General features: G+C 73.0%; 15 protein-coding genes. 6 read left to right on the top strand and 9 right to left on the bottom strand.

Going from position 1 to position 16128, the window contains the following annotated elements; all coding sequences use genetic code 11:
* Positions 1 to 28: 28 nt before the first annotated feature.
* On the top strand, positions 29 to 901 hold the full coding sequence (locus ABFT23_RS00165; RefSeq protein ID WP_347891683.1) for a patatin-like phospholipase family protein: 873 nt from the start codon (positions 29 to 31) through the stop codon (positions 899 to 901).
* Between the two features lie 152 nt (positions 902 to 1053).
* On the opposite strand, the gene ABFT23_RS00160 is transcribed toward ABFT23_RS00165, so the two are convergent.
* The 6 genes from ABFT23_RS00160 to ABFT23_RS00135 form a co-directional block, all read right to left on the bottom strand.
* A complete protein-coding gene (locus ABFT23_RS00160) occupies positions 1054 to 1920 on the bottom strand; it encodes an HpcH/HpaI aldolase/citrate lyase family protein (protein WP_347891681.1) in 867 nt (288 codons plus the stop codon).
* Between the two features lies 1 nt (position 1921).
* The gene (locus ABFT23_RS00155) at positions 1922 to 3007 is read right to left on the bottom strand and encodes an HpcH/HpaI aldolase/citrate lyase family protein (protein WP_347891679.1); all 1086 of its coding nucleotides are present in this window, start codon (positions 3005 to 3007) and stop codon (positions 1922 to 1924) included.
* Positions 3008 to 3068: 61 nt separating this feature from the next.
* Positions 3069 to 3593 (bottom strand): DnaJ family domain-containing protein, encoded by a 525-nt coding sequence (locus ABFT23_RS00150; protein ID WP_347891678.1) that lies wholly within the window; start codon positions 3591 to 3593, stop codon positions 3069 to 3071.
* Positions 3594 to 3668: 75 nt separating this feature from the next.
* A complete protein-coding gene (locus tag ABFT23_RS00145; RefSeq protein WP_347891676.1) occupies positions 3669 to 4304 on the bottom strand; it encodes a hypothetical protein in 636 nt (211 codons plus the stop codon).
* A complete protein-coding gene (locus ABFT23_RS00140) occupies positions 4295 to 5518 on the bottom strand; it encodes a hypothetical protein (RefSeq protein WP_347891675.1) in 1224 nt (407 codons plus the stop codon). The genes ABFT23_RS00145 and ABFT23_RS00140 overlap by 10 nt, the downstream gene beginning before the upstream one ends.
* Before the next feature lie 99 nt (positions 5519 to 5617).
* On the bottom strand, positions 5618 to 6049 hold the full coding sequence (locus tag ABFT23_RS00135) for a hypothetical protein (protein WP_347891673.1): 432 nt from the start codon (positions 6047 to 6049) through the stop codon (positions 5618 to 5620).
* Positions 6050 to 6127: 78 nt separating this feature from the next.
* Here ABFT23_RS00135 and ABFT23_RS00130 point away from each other — a divergent pair, with 78 nt between their 5' ends.
* Entirely contained in the window at positions 6128 to 6496 is a 369-nt protein-coding gene (locus ABFT23_RS00130; protein ID WP_347891672.1) for a DUF192 domain-containing protein, read from the top strand.
* The gene (locus ABFT23_RS00125; RefSeq protein WP_347891670.1) at positions 6493 to 7152 is read left to right on the top strand and encodes an A24 family peptidase; all 660 of its coding nucleotides are present in this window, start codon (positions 6493 to 6495) and stop codon (positions 7150 to 7152) included. Before ABFT23_RS00130 ends, ABFT23_RS00125 begins: the two co-directional genes overlap by 4 nt.
* A 72-nt stretch (positions 7153 to 7224) precedes the next feature.
* Here ABFT23_RS00125 and ABFT23_RS00120 read toward each other — a convergent pair whose 3' ends face one another.
* On the bottom strand, positions 7225 to 9099 hold the full coding sequence (locus ABFT23_RS00120; RefSeq protein ID WP_347891669.1) for a hypothetical protein: 1875 nt from the start codon (positions 9097 to 9099) through the stop codon (positions 7225 to 7227).
* Between the two features lie 148 nt (positions 9100 to 9247).
* Between ABFT23_RS00120 and ABFT23_RS00115 the strand changes: the two genes are divergently transcribed.
* Positions 9248 to 11125, top strand: a complete 1878-nt coding sequence (locus ABFT23_RS00115; RefSeq protein WP_347891668.1) for a vWA domain-containing protein — start codon at positions 9248 to 9250, stop codon at positions 11123 to 11125.
* On the opposite strand, the gene ABFT23_RS00110 is transcribed toward ABFT23_RS00115, so the two are convergent.
* Entirely contained in the window at positions 11122 to 11754 is a 633-nt protein-coding gene (locus ABFT23_RS00110) for a hypothetical protein (RefSeq protein ID WP_347891666.1), read from the bottom strand. The genes ABFT23_RS00115 and ABFT23_RS00110 overlap by 4 nt on opposite strands.
* Positions 11755 to 11846: 92 nt before the next feature.
* Entirely contained in the window at positions 11847 to 12560 is a 714-nt protein-coding gene (locus tag ABFT23_RS00105) for a MerR family transcriptional regulator (protein ID WP_347891665.1), read from the bottom strand.
* Between the two features lie 104 nt (positions 12561 to 12664).
* Between ABFT23_RS00105 and ABFT23_RS00100 the strand changes: the two genes are divergently transcribed.
* Both ABFT23_RS00100 and ABFT23_RS00095 read left to right on the top strand, forming a co-directional pair.
* The gene (locus ABFT23_RS00100) at positions 12665 to 13876 is read left to right on the top strand and encodes an acetyl-CoA C-acetyltransferase (RefSeq protein ID WP_347891663.1); all 1212 of its coding nucleotides are present in this window, start codon (positions 12665 to 12667) and stop codon (positions 13874 to 13876) included.
* Between the two features lie 26 nt (positions 13877 to 13902).
* The gene (locus ABFT23_RS00095; RefSeq protein ID WP_347891662.1) at positions 13903 to 16107 is read left to right on the top strand and encodes a 3-hydroxyacyl-CoA dehydrogenase NAD-binding domain-containing protein; all 2205 of its coding nucleotides are present in this window, start codon (positions 13903 to 13905) and stop codon (positions 16105 to 16107) included.
* Positions 16108 to 16128: the final 21 nt, after the last annotated feature.

Here is a 16128-nt window from a genome sequence, read left to right as displayed (position 1 = left end):
CACCGGGCGGCCGGGCACACTGAGCACCGTGAGCGGAGCGACGAAGCGAGCACTGGTCCTCGGTGGTGGCGGCATCACCGGCATCGCGTGGGAGACCGGTCTCCTGCACGGCCTCGCCGAGGCGGGCGTCGACCTCACGACGGCCGACCGGGTCGTCGGCACCTCGGCCGGATCCATCGTCGGCGCGCAGATCACCTCCGACATCGGGCTGCCCGAGCTCTACCGCCGACAGCTCCTCTCGCCGGCCGAGCTCGGCGACACGGCACCGCTGGCCGCCATCGCCCCGACGGTGCTGCTGCGGTTCGGGGCCTCGCTGCTCACGGCGCGCGGCGACGTCGAGCGGTTCGGCCGCGGCGTCGGCGCACAGTCGATCGCGCTGGCCCGGCGCGGCAAGGTGCCCGCCGTCGCCGAGCGCTACGAGCAGGTCGACCAGCGCATCCACGGCCTCACCTGGAACGAGCGCGACCTCGTCGTCACCGCCGTCGACGCGCGCACCGGCGAGCTCGCCGCGTTCGGTCCCCACGGCGACGAGCCCGACGTGTCGCTCGAGGATGCCGTCAACGCGTCGTGTGCGGTGCCGTGCGTCTACCCGCCGATCCCGATCGGCGACCGGGTCTTCATCGACGGCGGCGCCCGCTCGGGTGCCAACGCCGACCTCGCCGCCGGCTTCGACCCGGTCGTCGTGCTCTCGCCGGGCGACCGCTCCATCGGCCCGATCCGCAGCGCCCGCCAGCAGCTGGAGGCGCTCGGCGTCCGGCACCTGGTGATCACGCCCGACGAGGGCGCGCTCGCCGCGATCGGCAAGAACGTGCTCGACCCGGCCGCGCGACCGCCCTCGGCGCGGGCCGGTCTGGCGCAGGCGCGGGCCCACGTCGACGAGGTGCGCGAGCTCTGGGGGTGACGGCTCGCGCGGTGATCGGGCGGACCGGGCGGGTCGGGCGGGTCGGGCGGGCGAAGGGGTCGTGAGCCTCACCACGGCGAGGAGACCGTTCACAGGCACACGACCCGCGCCCGGCGACCGACGCCGCCGGCCGGCCGGAGCCCGGCGTCCGCTCAGCCCTCGAGCGCCGCGATCGCCTCGGCGATCGACAGGGTGCGCCGGGCCGACTCGACGTGCAGGTTCTCGACCATGCGGCCGTGGTAGGTGACGACGCCCGAGCCCTGGCCGGCCTCGAAGGCCTCGATGAGCCCACGGGCGTCGTCGACCGCCGCCGCCGACGGCGCGAAGGCGCGGTTGGCGCCCTCGACCTGGCCGGGGTGGATGAGGGTCTTGCCGTCGAAGCCCATCTGCCGCCCCTGCTCGCACTCGGCGAGGAAGCCGTCGGTGTCCTTCACGTCGTTGTAGACGCCGTCGACGATCGAGATGCCGGCGGCGCGGGCCGCGAGCAGCGCGGTGTGCAGCGACGGCAGGATCGGCGCGCGGCCCGGCACGTGCTCGGCGTAGAGCTCCTTGACGAGGTCGTTGGTGCCCATGACCAGCACGGTCAGGCGCTCGGAGGCGCGGGCGATCGACAGGGCGTCGAGGATCGCCACCGGCGTCTCGATCATCGCCCAGAGCTTGGTGTGGTCGGGCGCGCCGGCCTTCTCCATGGCCTCGACCAGCCGGTGCACCTCGTCGGCGCTGTTCACCTTCGGGACGACGATCGCGTCGGGTCCGGCGGCGGAGGCGGCGGCGATGTCGGCGTCGTGCCACTCGGTGCCGATGCCGTTGGCGCGGATCGTCATCGTGCGGCGTCCGTACTCGCCCGAGGCGACGGCGGCCGCGGCGGCCTCGCGCGCGGCGGGCTTGGCGTCGGGCGCGACGGCGTCCTCGAGGTCGAGGATGACGCCGTCGACCGGCAGCGTCTTGGCCTTCTCGAGCGCCTTGGCGTTCGAGCTCGGCATGTAGAGCACCGAGCGCAGCGGGGTGAAGTCGCTCATGTCAGTCCTCCACGGAGATCGCGTCGTAGGCGGCCTTGAGCTCGGGGTCGATCTGCGAGAGCTGCTCGGCGAGGGAGACCATCACCAGGCACTGCTTGAGCGAGGCGTCGTCCTCCATCTTGCCGTCGAGCATCACCGCGCCGGTGCCGTCGCCCATGGCCGCGACCACGCGACGGGCGTGCGCGACGTCCTCGACCGAGGGCGAGAAGACCCGGTTGGCGATGGCGATCTGCTTGGGGTGCAGGCTCCACGTGCCGACGCAGCCGAGCAGGAACGCGTTGCGGAACTGGTCCTCGCAGGCGGTCACGTCGGTGATGTCGCCGAACGGGCCGTAGTAGGGGTAGATGCCGTGCATCGCGCACGCGTCGACCATGCGGGCGATCGTGTAGTGCCACAGGTCCTGCTGGTAGGTCGGGCGGACGGCGTCGGGCTGGTCGGGGTTCGGGTCCTGGCGCACCAGGTAGCCGGGGTGGCCGCCGCCCACGCGGGTGGTCTTCATGCGGCGGTCGGCCGCGAGGTCGGCCGGGCCGAGCGAGAGGCCCTGCATGCGGGGCGAGGCGCCGCAGATCTCCTCGACGTTGGCCATGCCGCGCGCGGTCTCGAGGATCGCGTGCACGAGGATCGGACGGGTCAGCCCGGCCTTGGCCTCGAGCTGGGCGAGCAGCCGGTCGACGTAGTGGATGTCCTCGGCGCCCTGCACCTTCGGCACCATGATCACGTCGAGCTTGTCGCCGATCTCGGTGACGAGCGTGGTCAGGTCGTCGAGCGCCCACGGGCTGTCGAGGCTGTTGATCCGGGTCCAGAGCTGGGTCGGCCCGCCGTGCCCGAGGTCGGCGGTGTCCTTCGCGATCTGCACGAGCCCCGCCCGGGCGGCCTCCTTGTTGTCGGCCTTGACGGCGTCCTCGAGGTTGCCGAGCAGCACGTCGACGGTGCCGACCATGTCGGGGACCTTCGCCGCCATCTTCGGGTTGCTCGGGTCGAAGAAGTGGATCGCCCGGCTGGGGCGGAACGGGATCGAGGTCAGCGGCTCGGGGGCCCCGACCGCGAGAGGTCGGAAGAAGTCCTTGGCGCTCTGCGAGGCGGGCATGCCGCGCAAGTTAGCAGTCGTTAACGCGCCGGCTCTATGACCGATCTCTCCCCGGACGACGTCACGAGCGCTTGCGCCGCCACCACCGTCGTGGTGGCTCCGGCGGGGGTGCGGCGGCGGCGCGCTCGGCCCGGCGGGCCGCGCGCCGCTCGGCCCACGCCGCCACGGTGGCGTCGACGTCGCGCGGCATGGTGATCAGCGGCGGGCCCTCGGGGGAGCGGTAGCGGGCCGCGACGACGCGCTCGTTGAAGTCGGTGAGCACGCGCCGCACCTCGGCCTCGTAGGCGATCCGGTCGAGGCGGTCGTCGAGCTCGGCGTCCTCCTTGCGCAGCTGCACCGTGAGCGGCAGGACGGCGATCCGCTCGCGCTCGACGAGCTTCTTCAGCCACCAGTCGGGGTCGTGGCTCTCGCCGAGCCCCTCGATCGGCTTGCCGGCGCCGGGAAGGTCGTCGAAGTCGCCGCGCTCCATCGCGACCCGGAGCTGCTCCTCGACCCAGCGGTTCTGCTGCTGGATGCGGGCTGCGGCGGCCGAGCGGCCGGTGCGGGAGTCGCGCTGCGACGTGGGCCGGGGCTGGTCGTCGGTCATGGGATCACCTCGGGTCCAGCCTACGAAGCCGGTCCAGGCCCGACCGGGTGGAGCGCCTCCGACGAGCCCGCGCGGTCAGCCGTCCGTGTCGGGCACGAAGGTGCGCAGGATGCGGCTCACCTCGGAGGTCTCGAACTCGGCCGTCGGGGCGAGCGCCACGACGTTGAGGATGAGGTCGTCGCCGACCTGCTGGAACAGCTGCCAGTAGGTGACCTCGACGGTCGACGCCCCGGCGCCCGCCCGCCGCTCGCGCCAGGAGACCAGGATGGCCGGCGGCAGCTCGTCGACCAGCCCGGGCACCGAGGTGCGGTGCACCTCGCGACTGGTGCCGGACGACGACTTGAGCGTCTCGAGGGCGAACGACTGCTGCGTGGCCGGCGCTCGTGGTGCGGTGTCGCGGATGACGACGACCCGCTGCGGCACCGCGGTCACGCGTGACGGCGTCTCGAGCACGAGCATCGGCTCGCCGTTGCGGCTCGTGGTGCGCTGTTGCTGGAACTCGCCGGGGGCGCTGATGGTGAAACCGCTCCCCTCGACCTCGGAGTAGGCGGCCGGGCCCTCGCCCATCGCGACGGTGGCGGACGGCGTCCCGGTGGGCCGGTAGGGGTCGTCGGCGTCGTCGGACGGCGTCGTGTCGGTGGCGCTGCCACAGCCGCCGAGGCCCAGCGCGGCGGCGACCGTGGCGGCGACCACGCCGGCCCTCAGTCGCACGGCGACCAGTCCGCCCACCCGCCGCCGCTCCACCGGCGGGCGTCGTCGACGGGCACCCGCACGACGTCGACAGCGCCGCTCTCGTCGAGCCCGATCTCGTCGGGCACGGTGTCCGGCCGGGTGGGGCGGCCGTAGGTCTGCTCGGTCACGGCGCCGCCCTCGCGCGCGGCGAGCACGAGCTCGGCCAGGGGGTCGGCGGCGAGCGTGGTGGCGTCGTCCGGGTCGGGCGGCGTCCAGCCCGTCGGCAGAGGACGACCCTGCGCGGAGAGGAACCGGGCCGCGACGGCGCGCCCGGCGTCGGTGTCGGTCGGCAGGCTCAGCTGGTGCACCGTGACGCCGTCGCCGTCAGCCTCGCCGGACGACGCGGTCGCGGCGAGCCGGACCACGTTGCCCTCGGGGTCGAGGTCGAGCGAGGTCATGACGGGCACCTCGTCGGCGTCGAGACCGAGTGCGTCGCCGTCGAGGAGCGCGGAGAGGAAGATCGTGGCCGAGCCGTCGGCGGCGGTGCGGGTGGCCAGCACGCGGGCCTGCGTGCCGTCGTCGCCGCGGGGGATCGGTCCGGTCGCCTCGTCGCTGGCGTTGAGCGACACGTCGCCCTCGGCGACGACCTCGTCGGGCTCGGGCAGCTCGCCGTCGACGAGCCGCGAGGCGCCGTCGGTGAGCCACCGCATGGGCCCGGAGCCGCCCGCGACGACGTCCTTCACGTGGTCCTGCACGAGCGTGTCGACGAGGTCGGGCAGGTCGGACCCGTCGACCAGGTAGACCTCGCCGCCCGGCACCTCGACCGTGCCCGTCGTCGGAGACAGCGTGAGGCCGCCGCCGAGGTCGACCCGGTCCGTCCGGTCGTCGCCGACCCGGACCCGGTGCTGGCCGGTGGTCGAGCGCTGCACGGCCACCCGGCGTCCCTCGGCGGTGGAGAAGGTGGTGGCCTCGGCCGCGTCGACCCGCTCGTTGCCGCCGGGGGAGGCGACGCACGCCTCGTCGACGGAGCGGGCGGAGCGGGACGGCGCCGGGGTGGTGCACCCGCCCTGGCCGAGCGTGACGACCTGGCACACCCGGGTCGAGAGCGTCCGGCTCATCGCGTCGGCCGCGGGCACCGTGGCGACGACGACGCCGGTCGCGAGCGTGGCCGCGACGAGGGCCATGCCGACCGTCTCGAGCGTCGCCGCACCCGACTCGCGGCCCGGGCGGCCCCGCGAGACGTCGTCGTCCATGTCGTGCCTCTCGTGCAGGCCGAGCCCCGCTGCAGACTCCGGGAACCTGTCGTACCCACCCAACCCCGGAGGCCGGGCCGGTCCGTAGGCCCGAGGGCCCTATTCGCCCGCCTCGAGGCTGTACGGCGCCCGCTCCGGACGACGCTCGCGGAGGTCGGTGGTCAGCCCGGCCACGAGCACGACCCCCACCCAGAGCACCAGGTCGATCGCCACGGTGGCCGGGCCCGGGTCGACGACGAGCTGGCCGACGAGCGCGCGGCCGACCCAGGTGGCCGGGAAGGCGGCGTAGGCGAGCACGCCCGCGAGGGCCAGGTGGGGGAGGACGCCCCGTCCGGCGGCGTCGTCGTCGTACGCTCCGCGCATGACGATCCGGGTGAGCAACGTCAGCACCAGCAGGCACAGCAGGGTGCGCAGCACGACCGTCGCCGACGGGCTCGCCGCGGGTAGCGTGACCAGCACGGCCGCCATCCAGGCCACGACGGCACCGAGGGTCAGGGTGAGCACGAGCCGCACCACGAGACGGGTCTGCATGGGTCCTTCCGAGACGTCGACCGGTGCCGCGGAGGCTACCGGCACCCCGCGACGTCCGCGACGTCCGCGACGCCTGCCGTGAGCCGCGGGCGCCGGTTCGGGCCGGGCGCGCGGGTGCTGCTGTGCGACGGCCGCCCGGTGGCGCCGCTGGTGGTCGCCGAGACCGCGCGATCGCGACGGCGCGGCCTGCTGGGCACCACGGGCGTCGACGGCGCGCTGTGGATCACCCGGTGCCCGTCGGTGCACATGGTCGGCATGCGCTACCCGATCGACGTCGCCGTCGTCGACCGCGACGGCACCGTGCTGCGCGTCGCCACCCTGCGCCCGTGGACCGGCATGACCCGGTTCCGGCTGCGCGCGAGCGCGACCATCGAGGCGGCGGCCGGCTCGATGTCCGCGTGGGGAGTGCGGGCCGGGTCGGTGCTCGCGATCGGTGACCCCGCATGAGCGACGCCGTCGCGATCGCCGGTGCCGCCGCCGCGTGCGGGGCGGCGGGTCTCGCGCTCGACCGCTGGCTGCGGCTCGAGCGTTACCGCTACGACGACGAGCGCGACCGGCCGGGCCGGACGACGTCCTGGGTGCCGGTGGTGCTCGTCGTCGCCGGTGCCCTGCTCGGCTGGCGCGTCGGCGACCACGTCGCGCTGCTGGTCACGTTCGGGGCGGCACTGGTGTGGATGGTCGGTCTCGCGGCCATCGACGTCGACGTCCGTCGCCTGCCCGACCGGTGGACCCTGCCCGCCGTCCCGGTGACGGCGGCCCTGCTCGCGTGGTGCTCCGGGAGCACCGGCGCCGGGTGGGAGCCGTGGTGGACGGCGCTCGCCTGCGGCCTGGCCAACGGCTTCGTGCACCTGGTCTTCGTCGTCGCGAACCCCGACGGCCTCGGCCTGGGCGACGCCAAGCTCGCCGTCACCCTCGGCCTGCTCACCGGCTGGATCTCGGCTGGTGCGGCGGCCGTCGCTTTCCTGGGCTCGTTCGTCGTCGGCCTCGTCGTCGGGCTCGTGGTCGCCTGGCGCAGCGGCGAGGGCCGCAAGGCCACCTTCCCCTTCGGTCCGTCGATGGTGCTCGCGGCCGGCGTCGTGGTGCTGCTCGCCGCCGGCGGCTGAGCCGTCCGCCGGTGGTCGAGCCGCCTCGCCCGGCTCGATCAGCGGAGGTCCGCTCGATCGGCGAGGCACGCCCTACGGCACCGGGGACGGCGTCGGCGGGTCGCTCCAGCCGGTCTGCCAGTACCCGTCCGGGGCGACGAAGGCCTCGTCCTTGCACTTCGGGGCCGGGGTGACGACCTGGGTGTCGCCGTTGACGTCGGTGATCTCCAGCTCGGAACCGTTCAGCTCCTTCACCGTCTCGACCTCGGTGAACGAGGCCTTGAACAGGTCGATGCCCATGAGGTCGATGCTGGTACCGAACGACGTGGTCTCCTCGTCGATGTCGTACTCGAGGCGACGCACGTTGGAGTTCTCGTCGACGGCGTCCTGCAGGGTCTCCTGGGCGCCGGTGTCGTCGAAGCCGATGTCGATGTTGCCGCCCTCGAGCTCGCCCTCGTCGTTGCGCGGGAACAGCTCGTCGATCACCGGACCCAGTGTCTCGCGAAGCTCCGGGTGCTGCTCGAAGTCGAGGATCATCTCGGTGACGTTCGACTTGCCCTCCTTCTGCTCCTGCGAGTAGGTGAACGAGGCACCGAAACCCCGGGGGAGCATGACGGAGACGTCGATACCGGCCTTGGCGAGCGTCTTCATCACCTGGTCGTCCATGGTGAAGATGACCTTCGAGAGCTCGCCCTCGGGGTTCCAGGCGACGGTGGTCGCGGTGCTGCCCTGCCAGTCGGCGCCGAACTGGAAGCCGCCGCCGGCGCCACCGCCCTCCTGTTTGCCCTTGTCGTCCTTCTTGCCGAGGCCCTTGCCGCCGAGCTTGAGGCCGAGGAGGAAGCCGCCGGCGTCGCTCGACTTGGCTGTGACGACGCGGCTGCCGTCGGTGCCGACCCGCTGCTCGACCTGCGTCTCGCCGGTGTAGTTGCCCTCGATGGACGGCGTCGCGGCGCCCTGCGCCCCGCCGTTGTCGCCTCCCTTCGTGATCGGGAAGCTGTAGCCGCCCTTGAGCGTGATCTTCGAGGTCTTGGTGGTGGCCTCGGAGAGGATGTGGTGCGGAGGCTCGTTCTTCTTCAGCTCCTGCAGGCGCTGGGCAGCCTTCATCCGCTCGTTCTGGGCGTTCTGGCTGGGCGGACAGTTGGGGCACGGGATGACCGGTGGCCCCCACGGGCCGATCAGCTCGGAGTTCAGGCGGACCTTCTTGTACCAGTCGAGCCAGGCCTGCGCCGACTCCATGTTCTCGAACTCGTAGGTCTTGTCGTTCTCGTAGCCGGTGACGCCGGCGAGGTCGAAGCTGATGTTCGACAGCGTGCCGGAGACGCCGCCGCCGACCTCGGCGCCCTTGAGCAGGTGGGCGCGCACGCGGCCGTCACCCAGCTTCTCGACCACGAAGCCGTCGCTGTTGCTGATCTTGATGAACAGGATCTGCAGCTCGGACTTGCTGACCTCGGAGGTCTGGCTGGTGATGCAGGGCGGTTCCATCGTCTCGTACCGCTCGCGCACGCACTCGGCGAGCGGGCCGGCGGCATCGGCGCGGTCGTCGCCGATCGTCGCGTCGACGTAGGCCTCCCACTCCTCCTCGCAGCCCTCGGGCACGTACAGCACCTTGCAGCCGACCTGCACCAGCGTCGGCGCGTCGACGTCGAGCTCGCCGGACGTCGGGATCGCGTCCTTGCACTCCGGGTTGTCCGGGTTGTCGGGGTCGATCGGTGGCTGGTCGGGGTCGGTCGGGGTCGGTCCGCCGCCGTCGTTCGGGCCGTCGCCCTCGTCGTCGCGGCAGTAGGCGGTGCCGCCCGTGCCCTGGGCCACCACCGACTCGATGGCGCAGACGAACGCCCGGGCCAGCCGCTGTGCTGCCGGTGCGTACTGCGAGGTGACGGCGACGGCGAGCAGGCTGGCGACCAGGATCGCCCCCACGTACGACGTCGTCGCGAAGCCTCGTTCGCCACGGTTCCGAGAGGTGAGCACCCTCGCGACGCTAGGCAGCGACGGGCTCGCCAGGGCGGGCCCTGGGGCCCAAGCCGGGACCCAGGGCCCGCCACTACGCTGCACGTGGAGCCAGCTCGGGGCCCCGCACCGCAGGTCTCCGTCACCTCGACAGACAGGACCTGCTCGCATGCCCATCCATCGCCCCGTCGTCCTCGCGGCCCTGCTGGCGGCCCTCGTCGCCGCGCCCGCCCCGGCGCGGGCCGAGCCCGTCGCGGCCGCGCCCGAGGACTACGGCCGGATGATGCTGCTGCTCGACTCGTCGGGCTCGATGGCCGAGCCGGCCGGCGGAGGGCAGACGAAGATCGCCGCCGCGCGCCAGGCGCTCCAGGGCGTCGTCGGCTCGCTGCCGGACGAGGCGAGTGTCGGGCTCCGCGTCTTCGGGGCGAAGGTCTTCTCGCGCGACGACCCCGGCTCGTGCGAGGACAGCCAGGTCGTCGTGCCGCCCGGCACCGACAACCGCCCGGCGCTCGAGGCCGCCGTCGGCGACTACGAGCCCTACGGCGAGACCCCGATCCCGTTCGCGCTGCGCCAGGCCGCGAAGGACCTCGGCGGCGAGGGGGCCCGCTCGATCGTGCTGGTCTCCGACGGGGAGTCCACCTGCGAGCCCGACCCGTGCGAGGTGGCGGCCGAGCTGGTCGAGCAGGGCATCGACCTGCAGATCGACGTCGTCGGGCTCTCGGTCTCCGGCGCGGCGCGCGACCAGCTCGAGTGCATCGCCGACCGCGGCAACGGCACCTACTACGACGCCGACGACGCCGGCGAGATCGAGGAGCAGCTCGAGCGGGTCGCGACGCGCGCCGTCCGGCCGTTCGTGCTCACCGGCACGCCCGTCGTCGGCGGTCCTGCCGACGCACCCGCGCCGGTCGAGGTGGGCGACTACACCGACACCATCGGGTCGCCGGGCGAGGTCAAGCACTACGTGTTCACGCGGACGACGGAGGGCAGCACCCTGCGCGTCGCCGCCCTCACGCAGGGCCAGAGCACGTTGAGCGACGGACTGACCATGGAGGTCGAGGGCCCCGACGGACGGTGCGACTTCGCCTCGGTGGGCCGCTCGCTCGACGTCCGCGAGGTGATCAGCGCCCGTGTCACCGCCGGCCCGGAGTCGCGGCCGATGAGCTCCGACGGGTGCGACGCCCCGGGCGACTACGTGATCTCGGTCGAGCGCGCCCGCGGCGCCACGGAGGAGGTGCCGCTCGGGCTCAGCGTCTCGGAGGAGCCGCCGGTCGACGACCCCGGCCTCGACGTCGGCGCCGTCGCGCCCGACCTCTCCACCCCGCGCGCGCCGGGCGCCGCGCAGCCGGTGGTGGGCGGAGCGTCGTTCGGCAACGCCCCCGAGATCGGGCCCGGCACCTGGCGCAGCGACGTCGTGCCCGGTGAGGCGCTGATGTACCGCGTGCCGCTCACGTTCGGTCAGGCGCTCAAGGTCTCGGTCGACCTCGAGGCGCCGTCGGGTGCGGCGGCCGACGAGCTCGGGCCACGTCTGCCCAACGCCCACCTCGCCGTCTACGACCCGATGGGCGCCCAGCTCGGCTACCCGCGGGGTGCGACCTTCCTCGACTATCCCGGCGACGCCACGCTCGGCACGGCCACACCGCCGGTGAGCCTGACGTCGACCGGTGTGCGCAGCGACCAGTTCAACGGTGGTGCCGACCTCACGATGGCCGGCTCGTACTACGTCGGGGTGAGCATGCAGCGCGCCGACGCCACCGTGGTCGTGCCGTTCACGCTCACCGTCGAGGTCGTCGGCGAGCCCGCTGACCCGCCCGTCTACGCCGACGGCGCCACCTGGACCGTCGAGGGTGGTCTCGTCGCGGCCGAGCCGGCCGACGAACCGTCGGTCGCGCCGTCCGACGAAAATTCCTCGGCGCCGGACGCCGCGCGCGAGCCGGCTGCCGACGACGACGGAGGCTCGGGCCTCGCCGTCGGTCTCGGTGTCGGGGTGCTGGTGCTGCTCGCGGTCGGCGCGGGCGTCGTGCTGCTGCGCCGACGGAGCGCCGGCTAGCGGTCGGCGTCCAGGTCGGCGAGCCGGCTGCGGCCGGTGCGTCGGCGCACCCACGCCTGCCACCACCGCCGCGGCGGCTCGGTGGTCGACGGGTGGGTGAGCGCCGCCGCCACGAGCAGCAGCGCACCGACGATGGCGATGCCGGTGGCCGTGAAGGGGCGTGCCTCCGAGGCCGGCATCAGCCACAGGGGCCCGTAGGTTCCCGCGGCGCTGCAGGCCAGGGCGGCGTCCTGGCCCGAGCGGCCGAGCAGCGCGACGGCGGAGATCGGGACGTCGTCGACGACCCGGGAGCCGTAGGTCGACGGGTCGTCGGGCTGGGTCGGCAGCTGCAGGCCGCCGACCGCGCGGCAGCCGACCTCCTCGATCGAGGGAGGGCGACGGGGGTCGTCGACGCGGCCGTAGAGGACCCACGGTGACTGGTAGAACGACGTCGTCGGCACCGCGGTGCGGCCGTCGGGCTCGACCGGCACCGGGGACGGCGGGTCGGCCCGGCCGGCCACGATGCCGAAGGCGAGCACGCTCGCCCCGAGGAGCAGCAGGGCGATGCCGGCGACCTGACGTCGTCGGCGGGATGCCGCCGAGTCGCGCAACCGTCGTCGGCGCGGCCCGCGGGTGGGCGTGATGCGCACGTCTCCTCCTGGCCGGATGGGTCCCCGCGCCGAGAGCCGGCGTCCGGGTGGACGCGACATCGCGGGACCTCAACCGTAGTGGGAGAAGGGCGTCACTCGCTGCGTGCGGTGCGGGCGGCGTCGGCGACCGCCTTCTCGTAGGCGGTCACGAGGCCGCCCACCGAGAGCGGCTTGAGACGCTCCATGACCTCCTGGAACAGCTCGGACTCGTCGGCGCCGTAGCGCGGCGCGAGCTGCTCGGCGATCACCTGGTGCAGCTCCTCGGCCATCTGGCGGCCGTGGTCGTGGTAGACGGCGCGAGCGGCCTCGGCGACGTCGCGCGGGAAGCCGAGGTCGAGCAGCTGGACCCCGATGCCGAGCTGGGTGCGGGCGACCAGGAACCGCTGCCCGCGCCGTCGGACGACGCCCAGCGCGACGAGCGTGGCGACGTCCTCGCTCGAGAGCTCGCGCCCGGCGCGCTGCTCGAGCTCGCTGCGGTCCATGTCGACCGGGAGGTCGGCCTGCCAGGGAGCGAGCATGGTGCGGGCGAGCGCGATGTCCTCGGGCTCGGCGTCGTCGGGCAGGGCGGAGACGTAGCGCTCGATGGCGGCCAGCGTGAAGCCGTGGGCCTGCAGCTCCTGCACGAGCTCGAGGCGGGCGAGGTGCTCGGCGGTGTAGAAGCCCGAGCGGCCGCGACGGATGGGCGGCGGCACGAGGCCCCGGGTCGTGTAGAAGCGCAGGTTGCGCACCGAGATGTCGGCGCGCGAGCACAGCTGGTCGAGGGTCATCAGCTCGTCGTCGGCCCCTCGGCCCGTCCTCTGCTCCATGTGACGCCTCTCACTGCGGCTCCGGCTCTTGACCATTGTGACAGCATTGGTGTCACAATCACAGCGGACACGCAACCCACCAGTAACCCTCAGTGAGGACGGTCATGGCAGAAGCATTCGTGTACGACCACCTGCGCACCCCGCGCGGCAAGGGCAAGGCGGCCGGCTCCCTCCACGAGGTGAAGCCGATCGACCTGATCGTCGGCCTCCTCGACGAGGTCAAGACCCGCAACCCCTCCCTCGACCCGGCCCGCGTCGACGACGTCGTGCTCGGCGTCGTCTCGCCCCTCGGCGAGCAGGGTGGCGACATCGCCAAGACCGCCGCGCTCGCCGCGGGCTACCCCGAGACCGTCGCCGGCGTGCAGCTCAACCGCTTCTGCGCCTCCGGCCTCGAGGCTGTCAACCAGGCCGCCGGCCGCATCCGCGGTGGCATGGAGGACCTCATCCTCGCCGGCGGTGTCGAGTCGATGTCCAACGTGCCCATGGGCTCCGACGGCGGCGCCTGGGCGCAGGACCCCGCCACGGCCCTCAAGACCGGTTTCGTGCCGCAGGGCATCGGTGCCGACCTCATCGCTACGATCGAGGGCTGGAGCCGCGACGACGTCGACACCTACGCCGCCGAGTCGCACCACCGCGCCGCCAAGGCGTGGGCCAACGGCTACTTCGCCGACTCCGTCGTGCCGGTCCGCGACCTCAACGGCCTCGTCGTCCTCGACCACGACGAGACGGTGCGCCCCGACACCAGCCCCGAGGGCCTGGCGGGCCTCCGCCCGAGCTTCGCGCAGATCGGCGCCGACGCCGGCTTCGACGACGTGGCGCTCGAGAAGTACCACTGGATCGAGAAGATCGACCACGTCCACCACGCCGGCAACTCATCCGGCATCGTCGACGGCGCCGCCCTCGTCGCCGTCGGCACCGAGGAGATCGGCTCCGAGCTCGGCCTGACGCCGCGCGCCCGGATCGTGTCGATGGCCGTCAGTGGCGCCGACCCGACGATCATGCTCACCGGTCCCGCCCCGGCCGCCCGCAAGGCGCTCGCCAAGGCCGGCCTCGAGGTCGCGGACATCGACCTCTTCGAGATCAACGAGGCCTTCGCCGCCGTCGCCATGCGCTTCATGCGCGACATGGGCATCAGCCACGAGATCACGAACGTCAACGGCGGCGCCATCGCCATGGGCCACCCGCTCGGCGCCACCGGCGCGATGATCCTCGGCACGCTCATCGACGAGCTCGTGCGGCGCGACCAGAAGCGCGGCCTCGCCACGCTCTGCGTCGGCGGCGGCATGGGCATCGCGACCATCGTCGAGATCGTCTGAGACCGGACAGGACACCGAAGGAACCCATGAGCACCGAGACCCAGTCCGCCGTCCGCTACGACAAGGACGCCGACGGCATCGTCACCCTCACCCTCGACGACCCGAACCAGTCGGCGAACACGATGAACCAGCTCTACGTCGACTCGATGAAGGCGGTCGTCGACCGCCTCGAGTCCGAGCTGGCCGCCGACGCCGACAGCATCTCCGGCGTCGTCATCGCCAGTGCGAAGAAGACCTTCTTCGCCGGCGGCGACCTGCGCGAGATGGTCAAGGCCACGCCCGACGACGCCGCCGACGTCTTCGCCCTCGCCGAGAGCGTCAAGGCCGCGCTGCGCCGGCTCGAGAAGCTGCCCAAGCCGGTCGTCGCCGCCATCAACGGCGCCGCGCTCGGCGGCGGCCTCGAGATCGCCCTCGCCGCCCAGCGCCGCATCGCCGTCGACGACCCGAAGGTGGTCGTCGGCCTGCCCGAGGTCAGCCTCGGCCTGCTGCCCGGCGGTGGCGGCGTGACCCGCATCGTGCGGATGTTCGGCCTGCAGGACGGCCTGATGACCTACCTGCTCGAGGGCAAGCAGTTCAAGGCCGCCCAGGCCAAGGACAAGGGCCTGGTCGACGAGCTCGTCGCCACGCACGACGAGCTCGTGCCGGCTGCCAAGGCCTGGATCAAGGCCAACCCCGAGGCCACCCAGAACCCGTGGGACGCCCCCGGCTACAAGATGCCCGGTGGCTCGCCGAAGTCGCCCGCGCTGGCCGGATTCCTGCCCGCCTTCCCGGCGCTGCTGCGCAAGCAGACCAAGGGCGCCGTCTACCCGGCAGCCCGCGCCATCCTCAGCGCCGCGGTCGAGGGCGCCAGCCGTGACTTCGACACCGCCTCGCGCATCGAGAGCCGCTACCTGACGAACCTGGTCGTCAACCAGGGCTCGAAGGACATGATCCAGGCGTTCTTCTTCGACCTGCAGGCCATCAACGCCGGCAAGCTGCGGCCGTCGGGCATCGAGCCGTGGAAGGCCACCAAGGTCGGCATCCTCGGCGCCGGCATGATGGGCGCCGGCATCGCCTACTCCTGTGCCCGCGCCGGCATGGAGGTCGTGCTCAAGGACGTCTCGCAGGAAGCGGCCGACAAGGGCAAGTCCTACTCCGCCGGGCTCAACGAGAAGGCCGTCAGCCGCGGCCGGCTGACCCAGGACAAGTCCGACGAGCTCCTCGCGAGGATCACCCCGACCGACGACTACGCCGACCTGGCCGGCTGCGACCTGGTCATCGAGGCCGTCTTCGAGGACCCCTCGCTCAAGCACCAGGTCTTCGCCGAGGCCGCCAAGCACGTGGACGCCGACGCCCTGCTGTGCTCGAACACCAGCACGCTGCCGATCACCGAGCTCGCCGAGGGCGTCGACCGGCCGACCGACTTCATCGGTCTGCACTTCTTCAGCCCGGTCGACAAGATGCCGCTGGTCGAGATCATCAAGGGCGAGAAGACCTCCGACGAGGCGCTCGCCAAGGCCTACGACGTCGTCCAGCAGATCAGGAAGACGCCGATCGTCGTCAACGACAGCCGCGGGTTCTACACCTCGCGCGTCATCGGCTTCATGGTCAACGAGGGCCTCGCGATGCTCGCCGAGGGCGCGGCGCCGTGGAGCGTCGAGCGCGCCACGACGTCGGCCGGCTACCCGGCCGCGGTCCTGCAGCTGACCGACGAGCTCAACATGGAGCTGATGGCCAAGATCGCCAAGGCGACCAAGGACGCCGCCGAGCGCGACGGCACGCCGTACGTCGAGCACCCGGGCATCGCCGTCGTGGCGAAGATGCTCGAGGCCGGCCGCCCCGGCCGCCTGCGGGGCGCGGGCTTCTACGACTACGCCGACGGCAAGCGCACGACCATCTGGCCGGGCCTGACCGAGCTGTTCCCGACCTCGGAGAAGCAGATCCCGATCGAGGACATGCGCGACCGGATGCTGTTCGCCGAGGCCCTCGAGACCGCGAAGTGCTTCGAGGAGGGCGTCATCACCTCGGCCGCCGCGGCCAACATCGGCTCGATCATGGGCATCGGCTTCCCGCCGATGACCGGTGGCGCCGCGCAGTTCATGACCGGCTACGAGCACCCGGTCACCGGCGAGATCGGCCTGCAGGCGTTCGTGCTGCGCGCCGACGAGCTCGCCAAGCTCTACGGCGAGCGCTTCGAGCCCACGCCGTGGCTGCGTGACCTCGCGTCGTCCGGCGGGTCGTTCCCGGCCTGACCTCCCCGCGCACCGCACCGG

The sequence above is a fragment of the Nocardioides secundeburneus genome, from assembly GCF_039939255.1.
Lineage (GTDB): Bacteria > Actinomycetota > Actinomycetes > Propionibacteriales > Nocardioidaceae > Nocardioides.
The sequence above is the reverse complement of the archived record's forward strand: the minus strand, read 5'-3'. Positions and strand labels throughout refer to the sequence as shown.

What these genes read in the sequence shown, in the direction of transcription:
- ABFT23_RS00160 (WP_347891681.1), bottom strand. Translation starts at nt 1,920, where the DNA reads ATGAGCGACTTCACCCCGCTGCGCTCGGTGCTCTACATGCCGAGCTCG.
- ABFT23_RS00155 (WP_347891679.1), bottom strand. Translation starts at nt 3,007, where the DNA reads ATGCCCGCCTCGCAGAGCGCCAAGGACTTCTTCCGACCTCTCGCGGTC.
- ABFT23_RS00150 (WP_347891678.1), bottom strand. Translation starts at nt 3,593, where the DNA reads ATGACCGACGACCAGCCCCGGCCCACGTCGCAGCGCGACTCCCGCACC.
- ABFT23_RS00140 (WP_347891675.1), bottom strand. Translation starts at nt 5,518, where the DNA reads ATGGACGACGACGTCTCGCGGGGCCGCCCGGGCCGCGAGTCGGGTGCG.
- ABFT23_RS00135 (WP_347891673.1), bottom strand. Translation starts at nt 6,049, where the DNA reads ATGCAGACCCGTCTCGTGGTGCGGCTCGTGCTCACCCTGACCCTCGGT.
- ABFT23_RS00125 (WP_347891670.1), top strand. Translation starts at nt 6,493, where the DNA reads ATGAGCGACGCCGTCGCGATCGCCGGTGCCGCCGCCGCGTGCGGGGCG.
- ABFT23_RS00115 (WP_347891668.1), top strand. Translation starts at nt 9,248, where the DNA reads ATGCCCATCCATCGCCCCGTCGTCCTCGCGGCCCTGCTGGCGGCCCTC.
- ABFT23_RS00105 (WP_347891665.1), bottom strand. Translation starts at nt 12,560, where the DNA reads ATGGAGCAGAGGACGGGCCGAGGGGCCGACGACGAGCTGATGACCCTC.
- ABFT23_RS00100 (WP_347891663.1), top strand. Translation starts at nt 12,665, where the DNA reads ATGGCAGAAGCATTCGTGTACGACCACCTGCGCACCCCGCGCGGCAAG.
- ABFT23_RS00095 (WP_347891662.1), top strand. Translation starts at nt 13,903, where the DNA reads ATGAGCACCGAGACCCAGTCCGCCGTCCGCTACGACAAGGACGCCGAC.